General features: G+C 63.0%; 14 protein-coding genes and 1 pseudogene. 5 read left to right on the top strand and 10 right to left on the bottom strand.

The genetic code is table 11. The features are described 5' to 3' along the window. Positions 1 to 14 precede the first annotated feature (14 nt). From NKJ64_RS03330 to NKJ64_RS03305, 6 genes and pseudogenes are all read right to left on the bottom strand, one after another. Positions 15 to 1,925 carry an AAA family ATPase gene (locus NKJ64_RS03330; RefSeq protein ID WP_023828135.1) on the bottom strand — a complete coding sequence of 637 codons (1,911 nt, stop codon included), beginning with the start codon at positions 1,923 to 1,925 and terminating at the stop codon, positions 15 to 17. A 24-nt stretch (positions 1,926 to 1,949) separates the two neighbouring features. After that, entirely contained in the window at positions 1,950 to 3,095 is a 1,146-nt protein-coding gene (locus NKJ64_RS03325; protein WP_023669989.1) for a hypothetical protein, read from the bottom strand. A gap of 27 nt (positions 3,096 to 3,122) precedes the next feature. Then, the gene (locus NKJ64_RS03320; RefSeq protein ID WP_023669990.1) at positions 3,123 to 4,211 is read right to left on the bottom strand and encodes a hypothetical protein; all 1,089 of its coding nucleotides are present in this window, start codon (positions 4,209 to 4,211) and stop codon (positions 3,123 to 3,125) included. Positions 4,212 to 4,531: 320 nt separating this feature from the next. Then, positions 4,532 to 4,915, bottom strand: a complete 384-nt coding sequence (locus NKJ64_RS03315; protein WP_023737794.1) for a c-type cytochrome — start codon at positions 4,913 to 4,915, stop codon at positions 4,532 to 4,534. A gap of 86 nt (positions 4,916 to 5,001) precedes the next feature. Continuing rightward, positions 5,002 to 6,180 (bottom strand): glycosyltransferase, encoded by a 1,179-nt coding sequence (locus NKJ64_RS03310; protein ID WP_023828134.1) that lies wholly within the window; start codon positions 6,178 to 6,180, stop codon positions 5,002 to 5,004. 14 nt (positions 6,181 to 6,194) lie between these two features. After that, positions 6,195 to 6,793, bottom strand: a pseudogene (locus NKJ64_RS03305) (thymidine kinase). 237 nt (positions 6,794 to 7,030) lie between these two features. Between NKJ64_RS03305 and NKJ64_RS03300 the strand changes: the two are divergent. The 3 genes from NKJ64_RS03300 to choV all read left to right on the top strand — a co-directional run bounded on the left by NKJ64_RS03300 (position 7,031) and on the right by choV (position 10,135). Further along, positions 7,031 to 7,966: a choline ABC transporter substrate-binding protein gene (locus tag NKJ64_RS03300; RefSeq protein ID WP_023686157.1), complete on the top strand. Its 936-nt coding sequence runs from the start codon at positions 7,031 to 7,033 to the stop codon at positions 7,964 to 7,966. Between the two features lie 136 nt (positions 7,967 to 8,102). Beyond that, positions 8,103 to 8,957 carry a choline ABC transporter permease subunit gene (gene choW, locus NKJ64_RS03295; RefSeq protein WP_023669995.1) on the top strand — a complete coding sequence of 285 codons (855 nt, stop codon included), beginning with the start codon at positions 8,103 to 8,105 and terminating at the stop codon, positions 8,955 to 8,957. Next, on the top strand, positions 8,954 to 10,135 hold the full coding sequence (choV, locus tag NKJ64_RS03290; protein ID WP_023669996.1) for a choline ABC transporter ATP-binding protein: 1,182 nt from the start codon (positions 8,954 to 8,956) through the stop codon (positions 10,133 to 10,135). The genes choW and choV overlap by 4 nt, the downstream gene beginning before the upstream one ends. A gap of 97 nt (positions 10,136 to 10,232) precedes the next feature. Here choV and NKJ64_RS03285 read toward each other — a convergent pair whose 3' ends face one another. Next, entirely contained in the window at positions 10,233 to 12,260 is a 2,028-nt protein-coding gene (locus NKJ64_RS03285; RefSeq protein WP_352461963.1) for a transcriptional regulator, read from the bottom strand. Positions 12,261 to 12,462: 202 nt separating this feature from the next. Between NKJ64_RS03285 and NKJ64_RS03280 the strand changes: the two genes are divergently transcribed. Beyond that, positions 12,463 to 13,548, top strand: coding sequence for a PLP-dependent cysteine synthase family protein (locus NKJ64_RS03280; protein WP_352461962.1), 1,086 nt, complete (start codon positions 12,463 to 12,465; stop codon positions 13,546 to 13,548). 19 nt (positions 13,549 to 13,567) lie between these two features. Continuing rightward, on the top strand, positions 13,568 to 15,043 hold the full coding sequence (locus tag NKJ64_RS03275) for a pyridoxal phosphate-dependent decarboxylase family protein (RefSeq protein WP_352461961.1): 1,476 nt from the start codon (positions 13,568 to 13,570) through the stop codon (positions 15,041 to 15,043). Positions 15,044 to 15,061: 18 nt separating this feature from the next. Here the strand turns inward: NKJ64_RS03275 and NKJ64_RS03270 are convergent, their stop codons facing one another. From NKJ64_RS03270 to NKJ64_RS03260, 3 genes are all read right to left on the bottom strand, one after another. Next, the gene (locus NKJ64_RS03270; protein ID WP_352461960.1) at positions 15,062 to 15,466 is read right to left on the bottom strand and encodes a YciI family protein; all 405 of its coding nucleotides are present in this window, start codon (positions 15,464 to 15,466) and stop codon (positions 15,062 to 15,064) included. Positions 15,467 to 15,559: 93 nt separating this feature from the next. Further along, positions 15,560 to 16,969, bottom strand: a complete 1,410-nt coding sequence (locus tag NKJ64_RS03265; RefSeq protein WP_023670001.1) for an ATP-binding protein — start codon at positions 16,967 to 16,969, stop codon at positions 15,560 to 15,562. Beyond that, positions 16,966 to 17,682, bottom strand: coding sequence for a response regulator (locus NKJ64_RS03260; RefSeq protein WP_352461959.1), 717 nt, complete (start codon positions 17,680 to 17,682; stop codon positions 16,966 to 16,968). The genes NKJ64_RS03265 and NKJ64_RS03260 overlap by 4 nt, the downstream gene beginning before the upstream one ends. Between the last annotated feature and the right edge of the window lie 219 nt (positions 17,683 to 17,901).

Genomic DNA, 17,901 nt, shown 5'->3' with positions numbered 1-17,901 from the left:
GCAGCGAAGGAAGCTCACGCATTCCAGAGCCCCTTCTTCTTCATCTCCTCCATCTCGCGCCCCGCCCGTTCGCGCAGGCGTGCGTCGCGCAGCAGCTTCTCCACCGCGGCGTCGTCGGATTTGTCGGAATAGCGGAACTCCGAGTCGGCGTAGCGGTTGATCTCCTGCATGACCATGTCCATCGAGAACGGCCCACGCAGTTCCTCGATCATGGCTTTCTTTTCGTTGTAACCCTTGTGCATGAAGGCTTCCGGCTTCTCGAACCAGTCGTCGGGCAGCTCGATGTCCATGGCGCGCATTTTGATGGCGTCGGTGACGTTCTTGATGGCTCGGCCGGTGAAGCGCGGCTCGGCATCCTTGATCAGGTGCAGATAAGTGCCGATGTCGGCCATCGATTTCGGCGCGCCATTCTCCTTCATGTAGCGCTCATAGACCTTCATCAGCCCGTCTTCCTGAGGCTTCTCGTGCTCCTCATAGGCTTCGGTCACCGCGCGCTGGATCTCCTGCGCGGCGTAGAGCTTGTGGTCGCCGAGTGGGATCTTGTGGTTCTTGCCGGCAAGCAGGACGAAGATGTCGATATAGTCGTCGCGGCTCTGTGGGCCGTCGACCAGCCAGCGGGCGCCGGCGCGCTGGCGCAGCGCATCGTCGACATTTTCGGGATAGTTGGAAAACATGCCGAACGAGCAATTGCCGCGCACCACCGTGCCGGCGCCGGCAAAGGCGTCCATCAAGACGCCGGTGATTTCCTGTTGGCCGGCCGAGGCGCGGTCGTCGGAGCGGCGGGCCGCCACCTGGTCGATGTCGTCGACGGTGCCGAAGCCGATGACGCGTGGGTTCAAGACATTGTTGATGAACTGGCGGCAGTTCTGGCCGGATTTGCCCTGGTAGGACGAGATCTGGTCGACGCCGAAATTCTCATAGGCGAAGGGATAGCCGGCAACCTGGCAATAGCCGTTTACGAGGCCGGCGATCATCTGGATCAGCGTCGTCTTGCCGGTGCCCGGCGCGCCATCGCCGATGAAGGTGAAGAGGAAGCCGCCGAGCTCGACGAACGGGTTCAGCTCGCGCTCGAAATCATAGGCCATCAGCATCTTGGCGAGCTTGACCGACTGGTATTTGGCGATGTGGTTGCCGACGACCTCTTCGGGCTTCTTGAAGGTCATCACCAGCGGCTTGGAGCGCTTGCCGGGCGCGACGTCGAAGCCGTCGAGGGTGAAATCGTCGGCGTCGATGCGGATATGGGCGTTCTCGAACGGGCCGATGCCGTCGAAGCGGCCCTTGCGGGCCAGCAGCCCATCAATGGCAACACGGGCGAAAGCACGCGCCCGGGTCGTCAGGTCGCCATCGTCCTTCGACCCGGTGATCGCCCTGTCCAACCCAGCCACGATCGACTTCACCGCGTCCTGCGGCGTGTCGAACAGGAAGTCGGGTTCGGGGATATCGTTGGGCGCCTCGCCATCGCTGTCGATCAGCTGGAACAGATAGGAGGCAAGGCTGAAGGCCGAAACGTAAGCAGAGGCTGACAGAAGCTTCTTGAAGGTCGCGGCTTCATCGCCTTCGAGCGGTGCGCGGGTGTTCTTGGCCTGCAGGCTTTCAAGGTCGGAGCCTTCGGCGAAGACATCGGAAATGGCGAGCGCAATCGCCAGGCCGCGGCGGGCGCGAAACAAAAGCGTGTGCTGCGGGATGCTCATCAACTGGTCGTCGGGATGGATCGCGGCGACGGTCTTGGTAAGCTCGACCTCGCGTGTGCGGCGCACCGAGCCGACCGAGACGGTGGAGACGAAGCGGCGGTTGGTGCCGGCAAGCGCGGTGCCGGATTCGCGTGAAGGATCCTCCAGCACGACGACGCGAGTGATGAAGCTTTGCGCGGTTGCGCGGTGCTTTTCGATAGCCGCTTCCGGAATGGTGGTCAGGCCGGTGTCCATGAAGGATGCTCCGCGATGTGACGGTCAGACATCTGAAATCACCTGCCCATTTGACAGGATGTGAACCTTGTAGCCGGAAAAGATCTTTTGAGCTTCGCCGGCGGCGTAGAGTGCTTGATAGGCTTCGTGCGGGATCAGGGCGTGGTTCTCGTAGCTCGACACACCCTGGCGCGCGGCTTCGAGATCGTCGGTGTTGATAAAGAATTCCTGCGTGGTCTTCTCGCTCGAAAACAGGCCCTTGCGGCCGGGTTTCTCGCCCTTGGAGTAGACCTCCTGGATGGTCCAGGTGAGCAGCCAGGCATTTTCCGGTTTGCGCACCTTGGCCAGCACCTCGGTCACGGTCGAATTGTTGTCCGTAATGCCTGCGGAATAAAAGGGGCCGAGCACGACGCGGCGCAGCTGCTTAGGGTGCAGCGGCTCGAAATCCTTGTCGAGATTGACCGCAATCGTTGCGGGCGAAAGCGTGTAGGCGGAATTCTTCTCGGTGAAATCGTCGAAGCGATGGGCGAGTTCGGGGTTGAGCAGGCCGTCCACCGGCAGCGGGATGTCGACCCGTTCATTGAGCTTGCCGCTGCTGTCAACGAGCTGCCGGATCATGCTTTCGGAGGAATCCTCCACCGTCACCATGTAGACCAGCGGCAGGTTGGCGCTGCCGTCGAAGCTCGCCCAGTGCACGAGGTAATAGGGGCGCCCGGTCTTTGGATTGACCGAGACCTTGGCCGTCTGCGCCAGCGAGAACGGGCCAAAAGTCTGTTCGCTCTTGACGTCCTCGAGATAGAGCCGCTCGGCCATCGACTTCTGCAGCGCTTCGGGGAATTCCTTGTGGCGCAGGATGAAGTCGGCCATTTCCTCGCGCAATTCGCCGGCCAGCGGAATGTTGGCCAGCCGCGCCTCGGCCTGGCGGCGGTCGTTTTCCAGTTCGAGCAGGTTCTGGAAGACGGGATAGCCGCTGTCGGCGCGCGAAATGCGGAACGTGTCCATGAAGCCGAGCCGGTTGCGCCAGCAGGAAAACGATTTGTCCAGCCGGGCAATGTATTCGGCGACAATCTTGGCGACGATGCCGTGCCGGTAAAGCGGCGAGCGGTCGTCGCGCATGAACACTTCGAGGCCGCTGAGTGCCGCCGTGATGGCGGAAAAATAGCGCGCCGCCGCTTCGTTTTCGGGAGTCATGCCGGTGTGCCCGCGTGCAGCCGCTCCTTACGACTGCACGTAGTTGGCCGAATTGTGCTTCTTCATCACGTCGTCGAAACGGCGGGCGAAGGCGTCGTCGGCGAGCTTCTTGCGGCGCTGGATGTCGGAGCTGGCGACCATGTTCTTCTCGTGCATTTCGAGGAGATCGCCGATGTGCTTTTGCGAGGCGGCGCCAATGCCGGCCATGGTCTCTTCGGCGGTGTTGTCAACCTGGCTGCCCAGCGTGTTGATCTTGTGGGCGACATCCTGCTGGGCGGCGGTCTTCAAGGAATCTTCCAGTGCCTTGTAGAGCACGATGCGCTGCTCGGTATCGATTGTCAGCTTGTTGATCAGCGTCGACTGCGCTGCGATCTGATTGTTGAGCGAATCGACGAAGGTCTGGAACATCGAGGTGTAGCGTTCCAGCGTCTGGCTTTCGGCCAGAAGCTCCTGCTCCTTGGCCTGCTTTTCATTGTATTCGGTCGCCAGTTTCGAGCGCTCGCCCTCAAGCTGCGTGCGCTCCTTCTGACTGGTAGAAGCGGCGATCTTGTTTTCGATGTCGAGCAGCAGCGGATTGACCTCCTCGATGCGCTTCTGCACCGCCTCGAGGTTGGTCATGGTGACCTTGCGGCGCTCGATCACCTGCGACAGGCTGTTTTCCGAGGTCTTGTAGCGCTGGTCGAGGACCTCTTTCTGCGCTTTCAGGATGCCGACGATGGTGTCGGACTTGACCAGAAGCTCCTGCAGATTGCCGGCCAGCGACATGTTGCGGACGCGGTCGGTGCGCATGCGCTGCTTGCGTTGCGCCGAGAAGACGCCGACGAAGCTTTCCCAGCCGGTGTAGTTCTTCATGCTCTCGAATTCGGTGCCGAAGACGTTGGTGGCGTCTTCCAGCCCGATGATCAGGTCGGCAATGTTGCCTTCCATCACCTTCTGCTGCTTCAGCACGTCCTCGATGCGGGCATTCTCGATGTCGAAATTGGCGTCGCCGATCTTCTTGTCGGCGGTGGCCAGCGTATCAAGCACCGTGCCCGACTGCTCGATCTTGGAGCGCATGTCCTGCACGACCTGCCTGGTCTTGGCAATTTCGGCATCGAAATTCTGCAATGTCGCCATAGGGGCCTCCCGCTTCGGCTTCCGGTCGCTGGCTGCGAACAGCGGCGAATATATGTGGGGTAACAGGGGATTGAAAGACGCAAGACAAGACCCGCCCCGAAAACAAAAAAATGCCTGGTCGTCTTGAAAGGCAATGAAGGCGGGGTCATGGCGTGATTAACCAGCCGGCCAAGTATTGTTCAATTGTCATGAACTTTGACGGCTGCGAAGAAGTCGATCTCGGACAGTGTGGGTGTGCTGAATTCGACAGAGGGCTCAATGAGTTGCAAGCGCGAGACAGCTGGCGGAAGCCGTCGCCATCACGCTACGCATCGCGCCGTTCAAGGCTTCGGATCGGCCTTCAGATAGGCGATGACGTTGGCGATGTCCTCGTCGCTGCTCAGGCCGGAGAAGCCCATCCTGTTGCCGGGTACTTTCAGCTTGGGAGCGCCGAGATAGGCTTTGAGGTTGGCTTCGTCCCAAACGAGGCCGGCCGCGCCAGCGTCCTTCATGGCCTGCGAATAGTTGAAGTTCTGGGCGGTGCCGGCGGTGCGGCCGACGATACCGAGGAGATGCGGGCCGACCTTGTCGCGGTCGCTTGCCGCCTCGTGACAGGCCATGCAGCGGTAGAATACTTTCTTGCCAAGTGCTGCATCGCCGTCGGCCTGCGCGGCGAGGATACCGGCCAAGTAAATGACAAGGGCTGATGAAATGGCTCGAAGCATGGCGGGTCCCGGCTGGCTCTTGTTGAGGGCAAAATAGGCAGCAGGCCTTAACAAACGCAGTATGGCGGCTGGATAGCGGACCGGGCTCAATCCGTGCGCGGGATCGCCGCAACCGCCTGCTTGACTTGCTTTTCAATCGCCGCCGACGAATGATTGTCGCGCACGAAAGCGCGGCCGATCTCCGCCATCTCGGCGGCCGCTTGCGGGCGTGTCGCGAGATCGATGATTTTCGATGCCAACTTGCCGGCATCGTCGCTGGACAGGAAATGCCTGCCCGCCTGCAGGCCAAGCCCTTCGACGGCCTTTTCGGTGGCGGCGACGACCAAGCCCGCCGCCATCGCCTCCAGCACCTTGATGCGGGTTCCGCCGCCGAAGCGCAGCGGGATCGGCGCATAGCCGGCGCGGCCAAGCAATTCCGGCAGATGCGGCGGGTTCTCGATCAACCGCAGACCATGCCTGGTGCATAGACCGCGCACGACATCGCGCGGGTTTCTGCCGGCGACGGTGATCGACCAGGGCCGGCCGGAAGCGGCGAGGCGCGGCGCCATCGCGCGGCCGATCTGCTTGACGGCGTCGATGTTGGGGAAATAGCCTAGATGGCCGATGAAACACAGGCTGAGCTCACTGAAGCGCTCGGCAGCAATCGGCAGGGAAAGCACGCTCTCGTCTGGAATGGGGTTGCCGACGAGCCTGATGTCGTTGACGGGGCCGAGAGCGGACAGAAGCGCTTCGTCGGCCCGCGAACAAACCCAGACCTGGTCGGCCACGGCAGCCGCACACCTGTCGGCTTCGCGCGCCTCTGCCTTCCTTCGCCTGTTTTGGCGCCAGTCTCGAATTTGCTGCCACAGCGTCAGGCCGGCGATCCGGTCGGACACCGTCCGGGAATCGATGTTGTGCTGGTCAAGGACGGTGCGCGCGCGATGCTTCGGCGCCAGCGTCAGCAGCTGCGAAAGCACGATCTCCTCGATTACCACGAGATCGGGCGCGAATTCCCTCCAGATGGCGTCGGCCTCGGCCAGCTCGTCGTCCGGCATCATATGCACGGTCGGGTGCGGGCCGCGCCTACCCCACGGCGCCCTGCCGCGCGCTGCCTCGATGATCCGGTGACGGATGTTCGGCGGTGTGGAGGGTGCCGGGGCGCCAGTCAGGCTTACCGTCAGGACCTCGCCCATCGATGCCAGGGCGCGTGCATTGGCGGCGTTCCGGATCTCTCCGCCGGAGACCGGCGGAAACGGGCAATCGACTGTGAACTGCAGAATTTTCATGTTGTCCCGGCCGTTCAGCCTCTGGTGAAGCCAATGAAATCGTCAGGCGCGGCGCGGCCCATTTCCTCTTCCCAGTGGCGGCGGCAGAGCGAGATATAGACGTCCTTGCCGATCGCCACCTGTTCGCCTTGTCTGGCCACCTTGCCGTCAGCGCCGAGACGCACGACCATCGTCGCCTTGCGGCCGCAGCGGCAGATGGTGCGCACTTCGCGCAGATCGTCTGCGATGGCGAGAAGCGCTCGCGAACCGGAAAACAGATTGCCCTGGAAATCGGTGCGCAGGCCGTAGCACATCACCGGGATGTTCAGCCGGTCGGCGATACGGGCGAGCTGCCAGACCTGCTCTTCCTCGAGAAATTGCGCCTCGTCGACAAAGATGCAATGCACCGTCGTATGTTCGTGATGCTCGGCGACGCGAGCGTAGAGATCGTCGCCGTCGCGGAACATCTCGGCCTCCGTCTCCAGGCCGATGCGCGACGAGATCAGCCCGGTGTCGCCCTTTCTGTAGTGGCCGGCGACGAACAGCATCGTCGTCATACCGCGTTCGCGGCCTGCAGCAGCATTGTCGTTTTGCCGGCATTCATCGTCGCATAGTGGAAGTAGAGCTTGGCCATGCCGTCCTTTTAAGCCGAGTTGGCGCGGCGCGGGGAGAGGGCACCGCTGCATTTGATGGGAAAAGCCGTCTGCAATCGAAAAAGCGGCGGGCGTGTCGCTGTTTGGCCAGTCCGCGCCGTTGATCGTGATTGTCTTAGCGCTTGAAACCACACCAGAATGGTGTTTGGCTGACGAAACAAGGCGGGCAGAGAAACCGTAACTACGCTTCGCCAAAGAATCACAATGGGAGACTGCCAATGTCGCGTATGAACACCTTCGTCGCCGGCCTCGGCCTGGCGACTTTTCTGTCCACGAGCGCTGCACTTGCCGGCGATCCGGAGAGCTGCAAGGCGGTGCGCCTTTCCGATGTCGGCTGGACCGACATCCAGGCAACCACCGGCGTCGCTTCGGTGCTGCTCACCGCGCTCGGCTACGAGCCGCAGACGATCCAGCTATCGGTACCGGTGACCATGGCGTCGCTGAAAAACAAGGATCTCGACGTCTTCCTCGGCAACTGGATGCCGTCGATGACCAACGACATCAAGGACTACACCGCCGATGGTTCGGTCGAGACGATCGGCACCAACCTGACCGGCGCCGGCTACGGCATCGTCGTACCGACCTATGTCGCGGAGGCCGGCGTCAAGTCGCTGACCGACATCGGCAAGTTCAAGGACAAGTTCAACGGCAAGATTTACGGCATCGAGGCGGGCAATGACGGCAACCGCATCATCCTCGACATGATCAAGAACCCGAAGGACAATCTCGAAGGCTTCGAGCTGGTCGAGTCCTCGGAAGCCGGCATGCTGACGCAGGCCGAGCAGTCGATCAAGAACAATGAGTGGATCGCGTTCCTCGGCTGGACGCCGCATCCGGTGATGGGCGCCATGAAGCTCACCTATCTCGACGGCATGGGCGACAGCGGCTTCGGCGCCGCCACCGTCTACACCAATGTGCGCAAGGGCTACACCACCGAATGCCCGAATGCCGGCAAGTTCATCGCCAACCTGAAGTTCAACCTGGACATGGAAGGCGAGATGATGGACGCGATCCTGAAGGGCGGCGACGCCAACACGGTCGCAGCCGACTGGCTGAAGAAGCACCCTGACGCGGTTGCGCCGTGGATTGCCGGCGTCACCACCTTCGATGGCGGCGATGCGGCAGCGGCGGTCAAGACCGCGCTCGGAAGCTGAGCCGACTAATTCGGCCAAGCCGAACCAGGAAGGGCAGCCAATCTAGAAAAGGCTGCCCTTTTTCATATCCTGTGAGAAGATGACCTAATGAGAGCGGAGGCCGGAAGCAGGCGGTCTCTCGCATGAGAGGGGCGATATGGATCCGATTTCGAAATTCATGGTCGATCACAAGATACCGATCGGCGCCTGGGGAAAGGCGTTCTTCGGTTTCCTCACCGACAATTTCGACACCGTGTTCAGGGCCTTCTCGAATGGCCTCAATTTCCTGCTCGACGGGCTGGTTGGCATCCTTTTGATGGTGCCGCCGGTGCTGCTGGCGCTGATCATCGCCATCATCGCCTGGCTGCTGCAGCGCTCGCGCCCGCTGGCCATAGGCGTCTTTCTCGGCCTGATCTTCATCATCAACCAGAACCTCTGGAAGCAGACGGTGCAGACGCTGGTGCTGGTCGTGGCCGCCGCCGCCATGGCGATGGCCATCGGCGTGCCGCTCGGCATCTGGGCCGCGCACAAGCCGAAGGTCTACCGCATCATGCTGCCGGTGCTCGACCTGATGCAAACGCTGCCGACCTTCGTCTACCTGATCCCGGTTCTGACCCTGTTCGGTCTCGGCAACGCGCCCGGCCTCATCGTCACCATCATCTTTGTCATCCCGACCGCGGTCCGGCTCACCCATCTCGGCGTCGTCTCGGTGCCGAAGTCGATCATCGAGGCCGGCGAGGCGTTCGGCGCCACCAAGCAGCAGCTGCTGTGGAAGGTCGAGCTGCCCTCGGCCTTGCCGACCATCATGGCCGGGCTGACGCAATCGATCATGCTGTCGCTGTCGATGGTGGTGTTTGCAGCACTGATCGGCGCCGGCGGCCTCGGCACTGAAATCAACCGCGCGCTCGGCTCGCGCCGCATCGATCTCGGGCTCGAGGCGGGCCTGGCGATTGTCGTACTCGCCATCGTGCTCGACCGGATGACGCGTATCGGCGTTGGAGGCAAGAAATGACCGTCGCCGTCGATTTCAAAAATGTCGATATCGTCTTCGGCTCCGACCAGGCCGGTTCGCTGGCTCTGATCGACGGCGGCGCCACGCGCGCCGAAATCCTTGAAAAGACCGGCAATGTGCTGGGTTGCGCCGGCGCCAGCCTGACCGTGCATGAGGGCGAAATCTCGGTGCTGATGGGCCTGTCCGGCTCCGGCAAGTCGACGCTGCTGCGGGCGGTCAACCGGCTCAACGTGGTGTCGCGCGGCCAGGTGCTGGTCAAGGACGGCGACAATATCGTCGATGTCGTGACCTGCGATCAGGCGACGCTGCGGCGGCTGCGGCAGAAGCAGGTGGCGATGGTGTTCCAGCAGTTCGGCCTGCTGCCTTGGCGTACGGTGGAGGAGAATGTCGGCCTCGGCCTCGAACTCGCCGGCGTGCCGGAGCAAGAGCGCAAGGAGCGCGTGCAACGCCAGCTGAAACTGGTCAATCTCGACCAGTGGTCGAAGAAATACGCGCATGAGCTGTCCGGCGGCATGCAGCAGCGCGTCGGCCTGGCCCGTGCCTTCGCCACCGAGGCGCCGATCCTGCTGATGGACGAGCCGTTCTCGGCGCTCGATCCGCTGATCCGCACCAAGCTGCAGGACGAATTGCTGCAGCTGCAGGCGGAGCTGAAGAAGACCATCATCTTCGTCAGCCATGATCTGGAAGAGGCGCTGAAGATCGGCACCCACATCACCATCATGGAGGGCGGTCGCATCGTGCAGACCGGGGCGCCGGAAGACATCGTGCTCAAGCCCGCCAATGACTATGTCCGCGACTTCATCGCCAATGTGAATCCGTTGTCGGTGCTGACCGCCTGGAACGTCATGCGCGACAGCCGCGACCTCGAGCACGGCGATAATGGCTGGGTGTGGCTCGACCGGCGCAAGACGACGCGTTTCAAGATCGACGAGCACGGGCTGGTGGCGGCGGCGGAACGCGACGGCAAACCGGCGGTATGGGTGTCGTGCGCCGATGTCGAGGCGCAGCCGGAGGAGACGGCGCAAGTGTTCTGGGCCAACCCCGGGACCTCGCTGAAGACGGTGATGCTGGCCATGCACCGCTCGCAGACGGCACCCGTGGCGCTGTTCGACGACCAGTCGCGCTTTGTCGGCGCGATCGGGATACGCGATGTGCTGAGCGCGGTGTTGCGGCGCTAGATCATGATGAGATTTGGTTGAAATCTCATCATGATCTAACCCTTTGTTGGAGCATGATCTTTTCCAAAAACCGGTACCCACTTTTTGGGATCATGCTCTAAGCCAGCCCGATGCGCGTGGCGCCGAGCTTGAACAGGGCTGTGGCATCCCGGTCGAAGCGGAAGGTGTCGATGAAGTCGTCGGCTCGGTAATCCGGAAGCGTCTTGCGGATGGCGGCGGCGAAGTTTTTCGCCTCGTCCAGCCGCCCAGCCAACGCCAGGCAGTGGGCGGCGATCGACAGGATGATGACATGTGCGTTGGGGCGGGCGGCCGCCTTCAGCGCCCATTCGGCCGCCTCGTCGAACTGGCCGAGGCGGACATGCGCCATGGCGCGTGCGCCCAGCATGCCGAACAGCATCGGGTCGAACGGCGACAGATGGCGCGAATGATCCGACGATCCGATCGCCGCGTGCGGGTCGCCCGACTGCGAATGCACGAAGGACAGCGCATAGTGGCCAAGCGCGAAGTTCGGGCTGAGGTCGACGGCTCTTTGCAGTTCTAGCACGGACGCATCACCCTCGCCGCGCAGCCACAGCGCCCGGCCCATCGCCCAGTGCGCGGCGGGATTATGATCGTCGACCAAAACGCTCTGGCCGGCCGCCTCAAAGGCAAGCGCGCTGTCCTGGTCGCGGTCGCCCCAGCGCTGGAAGGCGCTCTGCCAATGGGTGAAGGACAGGCCGGCATAGGCGCGGGTAAAGGTCGGATCCTGCTGCAGTGCGATGCCGAAGAAATGCCTGGCCTGCTCGTTTTCGCTGCGGGTGAAGCGATACATATGCCAGAGTCCTCGATGGTAGGCCTCCCAGGCATTGAGCGAATTGGGCGCCTTCAGCATGGCGCGGTTGCGCTCGACCATCTCTATCTCGGATGAGATGAAGGCCACGATGCTGTTGCCGATATCGTCGAGGACAATGAAGATGTCCTCGGGCTTGCGCTCGAAGGTCTCGGCCCAGACGATCCTGGCCGTGCGCACCTCGAGAAGCTCGACGGTGACGATCAGGCGGCCGGTCAGGCTGCGCACCATGCCGGTGGCGACATAGTCGACATTCAGCCTGCGGCCGGCATCTTCCGGCGCGATGTTCTTTTCTGCCAGCGCAAAGACCGAGCCCCGGGCGATTACAAAGAAGTCCCTGAGCTTGGCGAGGCGGGTAATGATGTCGTGGGTCAAGCCGTCGGCCAGCCCACCACAAACGCCGCGGGCATCTTCGGCAAATGGCATCACGGCAAGCGAAGCTTTGTGGGGCGTCGCGGCTTCGGTGGGGGCACGCGCGATCGGGCTGTGGCCCGCCACCGGCGCTACCGCAGGCTGTGCCGGCAAAGTCGCGCAGTGACGTTCCGCGCGAATGGCAAGCCACGCCTGGCGCACAGGGCCGAAATCCAGCTCTTCCAATTGGAAGAGCGATGCTGCTGCGGCAAGATGGTCCTCGCAGGCACCGAACTGGCCGCGCCGCGCCAGCCTCACCAGGAGTGCGACATGGGCGCTGCTGTCGAACGGGGTCAATTCCAGCCATTTTTCGAGATGGGCGGAGACGTCTTCGGAATCGGCCGGCAGCGTCTTGACCAAATGTTCCAGTATAGCAGCTTGGCAGGAACCGAAACGGCGGCGCTGCGCGGTCAGCCAGCTGTTGAAGAGAGGGCTGCGGTCGATTTCCAGCCCTTCGAGGAAGTCGCCGACGAACAGGTCGGAGAGCAACTGCAGTCGCGTCGGCTCGAGCGTTTCGATGCCTGCGGCAGCCGCCGCCGCGACATCCAGAACGTCGACTGAGATGCCGTCGAGATCGAGCGCGATCGTATCGCCCGATGTTTCGATCCTGCGGCGGCCCGGTTCGTCGAGCGCGGCCCGCAGCTTGCTCAGGCACCAGCGCAGCTCACCCCTGGGATCATTTGGAACATCCCACAGCAACTCGCAGAGCTTGCCACGTCCGACCGGATGGGGCGCCAGCGCCAGATAGCCCAGCAGCGCGCGCAGCTTGCGCGATGCCGGCAAGACCACCGGGACGCCGTCGCGCGCAATTGTCGGCGGCCCAAACAGGCGCACGACAACACCTTGATGGCTGCTCGCCAGGCTCGATTCCACGCCAGATACCACGCCTGCTCCCACGCTGACCTGCCGGCCCCTGCTTTACCACCGAGCACGACAAAGTGCACCCGGCTCGCAAAATTTGTGCGCCGAATGTGGTGTTTACCACACTGCCGCACGTCAAGGACCTGTAGTGCGGCAAGGTGTCGAAATCTCGCCGCCCAAACCGCCGGTGTGTAACCGGCCCGTGAGCAAGAACCAGGAGTCTACCATGTTGCATCAGCAGAAAATCAGAACCACGGCCGGCCGCGGCCGCCTGTTCGACAGCATTCTCGACACCATCGGCGACACGCCGGTCATCCGCGTCAATAATCTCGGACCGGCGCACGCCACCATCTACGTCAAGGCCGAGTTCTTCAATCCGGCGGCGTCGGTGAAGGACCGGCTGGCGCTCAACATCATCGAGGAAGGTGAACGCACCGGCGCGCTCAAGCCTGGACAGACCATTGTCGAGGCGACCAGCGGCAACACCGGCATCGGTCTTGCCATGGTCTGTGCGCAGAAGGGCTACAAGCTGGTGGTGACGATGGCCGACAGTTTCTCGGTCGAGCGCCGCAAGCTGATGCGGATGCTGGGCGCCAAGGTGGTGCTGACGCCGCGCGCCGAGAAAGGCTTCGGCATGTACAAGAAGGCGGCGGAACTGGCCGAAGCCAATGGCTGGTTCCTGGCCCGCCAGTTCGAGACCAAGGCCAACGCCGACATTCATGAAGCTACCACGGGACGCGAGATCGTCAACGATTTCGCCGGCTCGCGGCTCGACTATTTCGTCACCGGCTACGGCACCGGCGGCACCGTCGCCGGCGTGGCGCGGGTGCTGCGCCGCGAGCGGCCTGAGACCCGGATCGTGCTCACCGAACCGGCCAACGCGCAGCTTGTCGGCAGCGGCAAGCCGCAGATGCGTGGCGCCGGCGGAGCGCCGGCCGCCAGCCATCCGGCTTTCGAACCGCACCCGATCCAGGGCTGGACGCCGGATTTCATCCCGCACGTCCTGCAGGAGGCCATCGATGGCAACTTCTATGACGAGGTGATGCCGATCGCCGGGCCGGAGGGCATGAAATGGGCCAAGGCGCTGGCGCAGCAGGAAGGCATCTTCACCGGCATTTCCGGCGGTTCGGCTTTTGCCGTGGCGCGCCAGATCGCCGGCACGGCGCCGGCCGGATCGGTGATCCTGTGCATGCTTCCCGATACCGGTGAACGCTACATGACCACGCCTTTGTTCGACGGCATCGAGGCCGAGATGAATGCGGAAGAGCTTGCTCTCTCGCGCTCGACGCCCGGTTGTCAGTTCCCGGCATGATGACGCGGGAGCAAATTGCATGGACGCGATGCCTGGACACTCGGCTACCAGTACCGAGGAAACGCTTGACCCCTCGGACTGGGCCGATGTGCAAAGCCTGTCGCATCGGATCGTTGACGATGCCGTCGCTTACCTGCGCGATGTCAGGCAACGGCCGGTGTGGCAGGAGATGCCTGGAGATGTGAGGGATTTCTTCACCGCCTCGCTGCCGCAATCGCCGACCCCGCTTGCCGACATCTATGGCGATGTCGTGGACAAGGTGATGCCCTATCCGATGGGCAACATCCATCCGCGCTTCTGGTCCTGGTATATGGGGTCGAGCAATTTTACCGGCGCGATCGGCGATTTCCTGGCGGCAATCCAGGGCTCCAATCTCGGCGGCGGCAACCATGCCGCCGCCCTGATGGACGGCCAGGTGGTCGACTGGTGCAAGCAGATGATGGGCATGCCGGCTTCGGCCAGCGGCACGCTGGTCAGCGGCGGCTCGATGGCCAACATCATCGGGCTCACCGTGGCGCGCAACACCAAGGCCGGCATCGGCGTGCGCGAGCACGGCGTTGCCGCCATCGAAAAGCCGTTGCGTTTCTATGGCTCGGACCAGGTCCATTCCTGTCACCGCAAGGGGATGGAAGCGCTCGGTCTCGGCAACAAGGCGCTGCGCCGCATTGCCAGCGACGCCGGCCTGCGCATCGACATTGAAGGTTTGAGGACTGCGATATCGGAAGATCGCGCGGCCGGGTTCAAGCCGGCCTGCATCATCGGCAACGCCGGCACTGTCAACACCGGCGCCATCGACGATCTGCAGGCGCTGGCCAAGCTGGCGCATGAGGAGGACCTCTGGTTCCATGTCGACGGCTGCATCGGCGCGCTGATCGCGATCGCGCCTGAGAATGCACATCGCGTCGCCGGCATCGAATGGGCCGATTCCATCGCGCTCGATCCGCACAAATGGCTGCATGCGCCTTTCGAGGCAGGCTGCGCGCTGGTGCGGGATGCCTCGGCGCATCGCAAGACCTTCGCGGTGACGCCGGAATATCTGGAGTCGACACCGCGCGGCCTCGCCTCCGGCCAATGGCTGCACGATTACGGCCTGCAGACGTCACGCGGCTTCAAGGCACTCAAAGTGTGGATGGCATTGCGAGAACACGGCGTCGAAAAATTCGGCCGCCTGATTGACCAGAACATTGCGCAGGGGCAGTATCTCTCAGGGCTGATCGCGGCCGAACCAGCGCTCGAACTGACGGCGCCGACCAGCATCAACATCGTCTGCTTCCGCTATCGCGCGGATGGTCTCGATGGCGAGCGCGCGAAAGCGCTCAACACCGAGATCATGCTGAGGCTGCAGGAAGAGGGCATCGCCGCCATTTCCGATACCACGGTGCAAGGCCAGCATTGCCTGAGGGTGGCGATCAACAACCACCGGACCCGGCGCGAGGATCTCGACCTTCTCGTCGCCGAAACGGTCCGCCTGGGCAACGAGATCGCTTCTGCCTGACCGGCCATGGGGTAGTTCTCAGCCGCTGGCGGCCTCCTTTAAATCGCTCTCCGTAGCGGGAAACGTCACGCCGGGAAGGTAAAATGTGATCGGCCGGATTTCGTAGACTGCCGAGGGATTCACGCGGCGCAAGTCGCGCGCAGCCGCAATCGCCGCCTCCTGCGTGGCGCAGTCGAGGACATAAAGACCCAGCAATTGTTCCTTGGTCTCGGCAAACGGCCCGTCGATGACGATGCCTTCGCCCGGACCGCGCAGCGTGACGGCCTCGGCGGTCGCGCCCAGTCTTGCCGCCGGCCCAAGCTTGCCTTCGCGGGTCAGCCTGGCGTTGACTTCGAGCAGGTCGTGCATCAGCGCCGCATCCTGCTGCGGCGTCAGGGACTGGATGGTCTGTTCGACGTGATAGGCCAGGATGGCGTAAAACATGCGGCGATCTCCTCCTGTTCGAGCGGCCGCACTATTGCAAGGGCGGGTTGGTTGATCCACCCCCGGAGCCCATCGAGACGCTAGTCTGCTGCCTTATGCCGCCAGCGGCAGGCTGAGCTCCGTCAGCAGGCCGCCGCGGGGATGGTTGGACAGGTTGACATCGCCGCCGGCGGCACGCGCAATGTTGCGGGCAATGGTCAGGCCGAGGCCGAGGCCGCCGGTCTGGCGGTTGCGCGATTGCTCCAGCCGCACGAAGGAACCGAACACCTGATCGAGCTGCGCCTGCGGTATGCCCGGCCCCTCGTCGCGGATAACCAGCGTGACCGTGCCGTCCGACTGCCGCAGGCTGACATGGGCTTTCTTGCCGTAGGTCACGGCATTCTGGACCAGATTGTTGACGCAGCGCTTGAGCGCCACCGGCCGCGCCATGCAGATCATGCCACGCGGCCTGGCGCCGTCATGGTCGAACGTGACGTCCTCGAAACTGTCGGCGATGGATTCCACCAGCGACCAGAAATCGATCCGCTCGCTCTTCTCCTCGGTGACTTCGAAGGTGGCGAAGTCGATGACGGAGCTGGCGATGCTCTCGATGTCGGCGAGGTCGTGGGCGAGCGCCTCGCGCGCCGTCGATCTGCGCAACAGTTCGAGGCGCAGCCGCATGCGGGTCAGCGGCGTGCGCAGATCGTGGGCGAGCGCGGCGGCCAGATGTTCGCGGTCCTCGACATAGTCGCGCAGCCTCACCTGCATGGCGTTCACGGCTTTGGCCGCGGCGCGGATTTCGCGGCTGCCGGTCTCGGCGATCGGCGGGCTCTTCAGATCCGTGCCGATCCGGTTGACCGCGGTTTCCATCATCCGATAGGGCGCCGTCAGCCGGCGCAGCGACCAGATCGACATGATCACCACCAGGGCCGCGATCAGCGAATAGAGCGGCAGGCTGTCGAAGCTCAATATCGGTCCGACCGGCGTGTTGGGCTCGGTGAAATTCAGCCATTGGCCGTCGGCGAAGCGGACAGAGGCCGTCAGCTTGTCGCTTTGGGCGAAGCTGGCCGCCAGCGATAACAGGTCGCGCTCCACCGCGCCAACATCCTTGGTCACGGCCACACCGCCAGGCGCGTTGGCTGCCTGGGTTGCCGGATCGCGCCGGACGCGGGCGTCGGTGATGCCGAATTTCGACAGCCGCCCGACCAGAATGTCCTCGAGCTCGGCCAGTTCGTCGTCGCCGGCGATCGACGAGGTGACCGCGGGCGTGTCCGAAACGGTGAGCGCATAGGTGGCGTTGAACAGACCGGAGGCCGTCAGCTTGCGCTGCTCCGGCGTGTCGTCATGCATCAGCTGCACCAGCGAATAGGCGCGGTCGTTAAGCCGGTAGAGATCGACCTCGTCATTGGCGACGGCACGATCGCGCGAGACGATGTAGAGCGTGGCGACCTGGCTGATCAGCAGGCCGGCAATGACGATGAGCAAAACCCAGACCGGCAGGGTTTGCGGCAGGAAACGTCTCATTCGGAGGTGGTCTCGGGCAGGAACTGGTAGCCGCCGCTGCGCACAGTCAGGATCAGTTTCGGCGTCTTGGGGTCGTCTTCCATCTTGCGCCTGAGACGGCTGACCAGGATGTCGATACTGCGATCGAAGGAATAGTCGCTGTCACCGCCGGAAAGCTCGATGAGCTGGTCGCGGGTGAGCACGCGGTGCGCGCTTTTGACGAAGGTCTGCAACAGGTTGAACTCCGCCATCGTCAGCTCGACCCTGACATCGCCCGGCGCCATCAGCCGCCGGCGCGAGCAGTCCATCGTCCAGCCGGCGAAATGGTAGATTTGCTTGGTGGTGGCGCGCTTCGGCTCAGCAGCACCATTGCGCCTCAAAACGGCGCGGATGCGGGCCAGCAGCTCGCGCGGATCGAAGGGTTTGGGCACATAGTCGTCGGCGCCCATTTCCAGGCCGACGACGCGGTCGGTGGTCTCGGTCACCGCCGTCAGCATGATGATCGGCGTCGAGTAGCTGGCGCGCAGGTCGCGGCAGAGCTCCAGCCCGCTCTTTCCTGGCAGCATCACATCAAGCACGATCAGGTCTACCTGCGTGCGGCGCAGTATGTCTTCCATCTCGACGCCGTCGGCGGCAACCGTAGTGCGCAGGCCCCGCTTCTGGAAGAATTCCTGAAGCAGGTCGCGAATGCCCTTGTCGTCGTCGACGATCAGTATGTGCGCATCGGATTTCACGGCGATCCTGTCATTGCTGGCGGCCGGTCGGCGGCTGCCTTCTGAGTCTGCTTCTGTGGCGTCACCCACACGATAGAATTCTGGCCACATGTTGGCCAGCGGCGATGATCGCCCGCAAAGCCGATTTGCCAGAAACAATCCAGAAACAAAATTCTATAGTCCGGAAAAACTCCCGAAAAAAATCAAGGGCATAAAAGGTGCCGTGGCGGTCAGGACATC

This window comes from Mesorhizobium sp. M0062, from assembly GCF_040323125.1.
Classification (GTDB): Bacteria; Pseudomonadota; Alphaproteobacteria; order Rhizobiales; family Rhizobiaceae; genus Mesorhizobium.
This window is presented reverse-complemented; position numbering and strand designations above follow the sequence as displayed.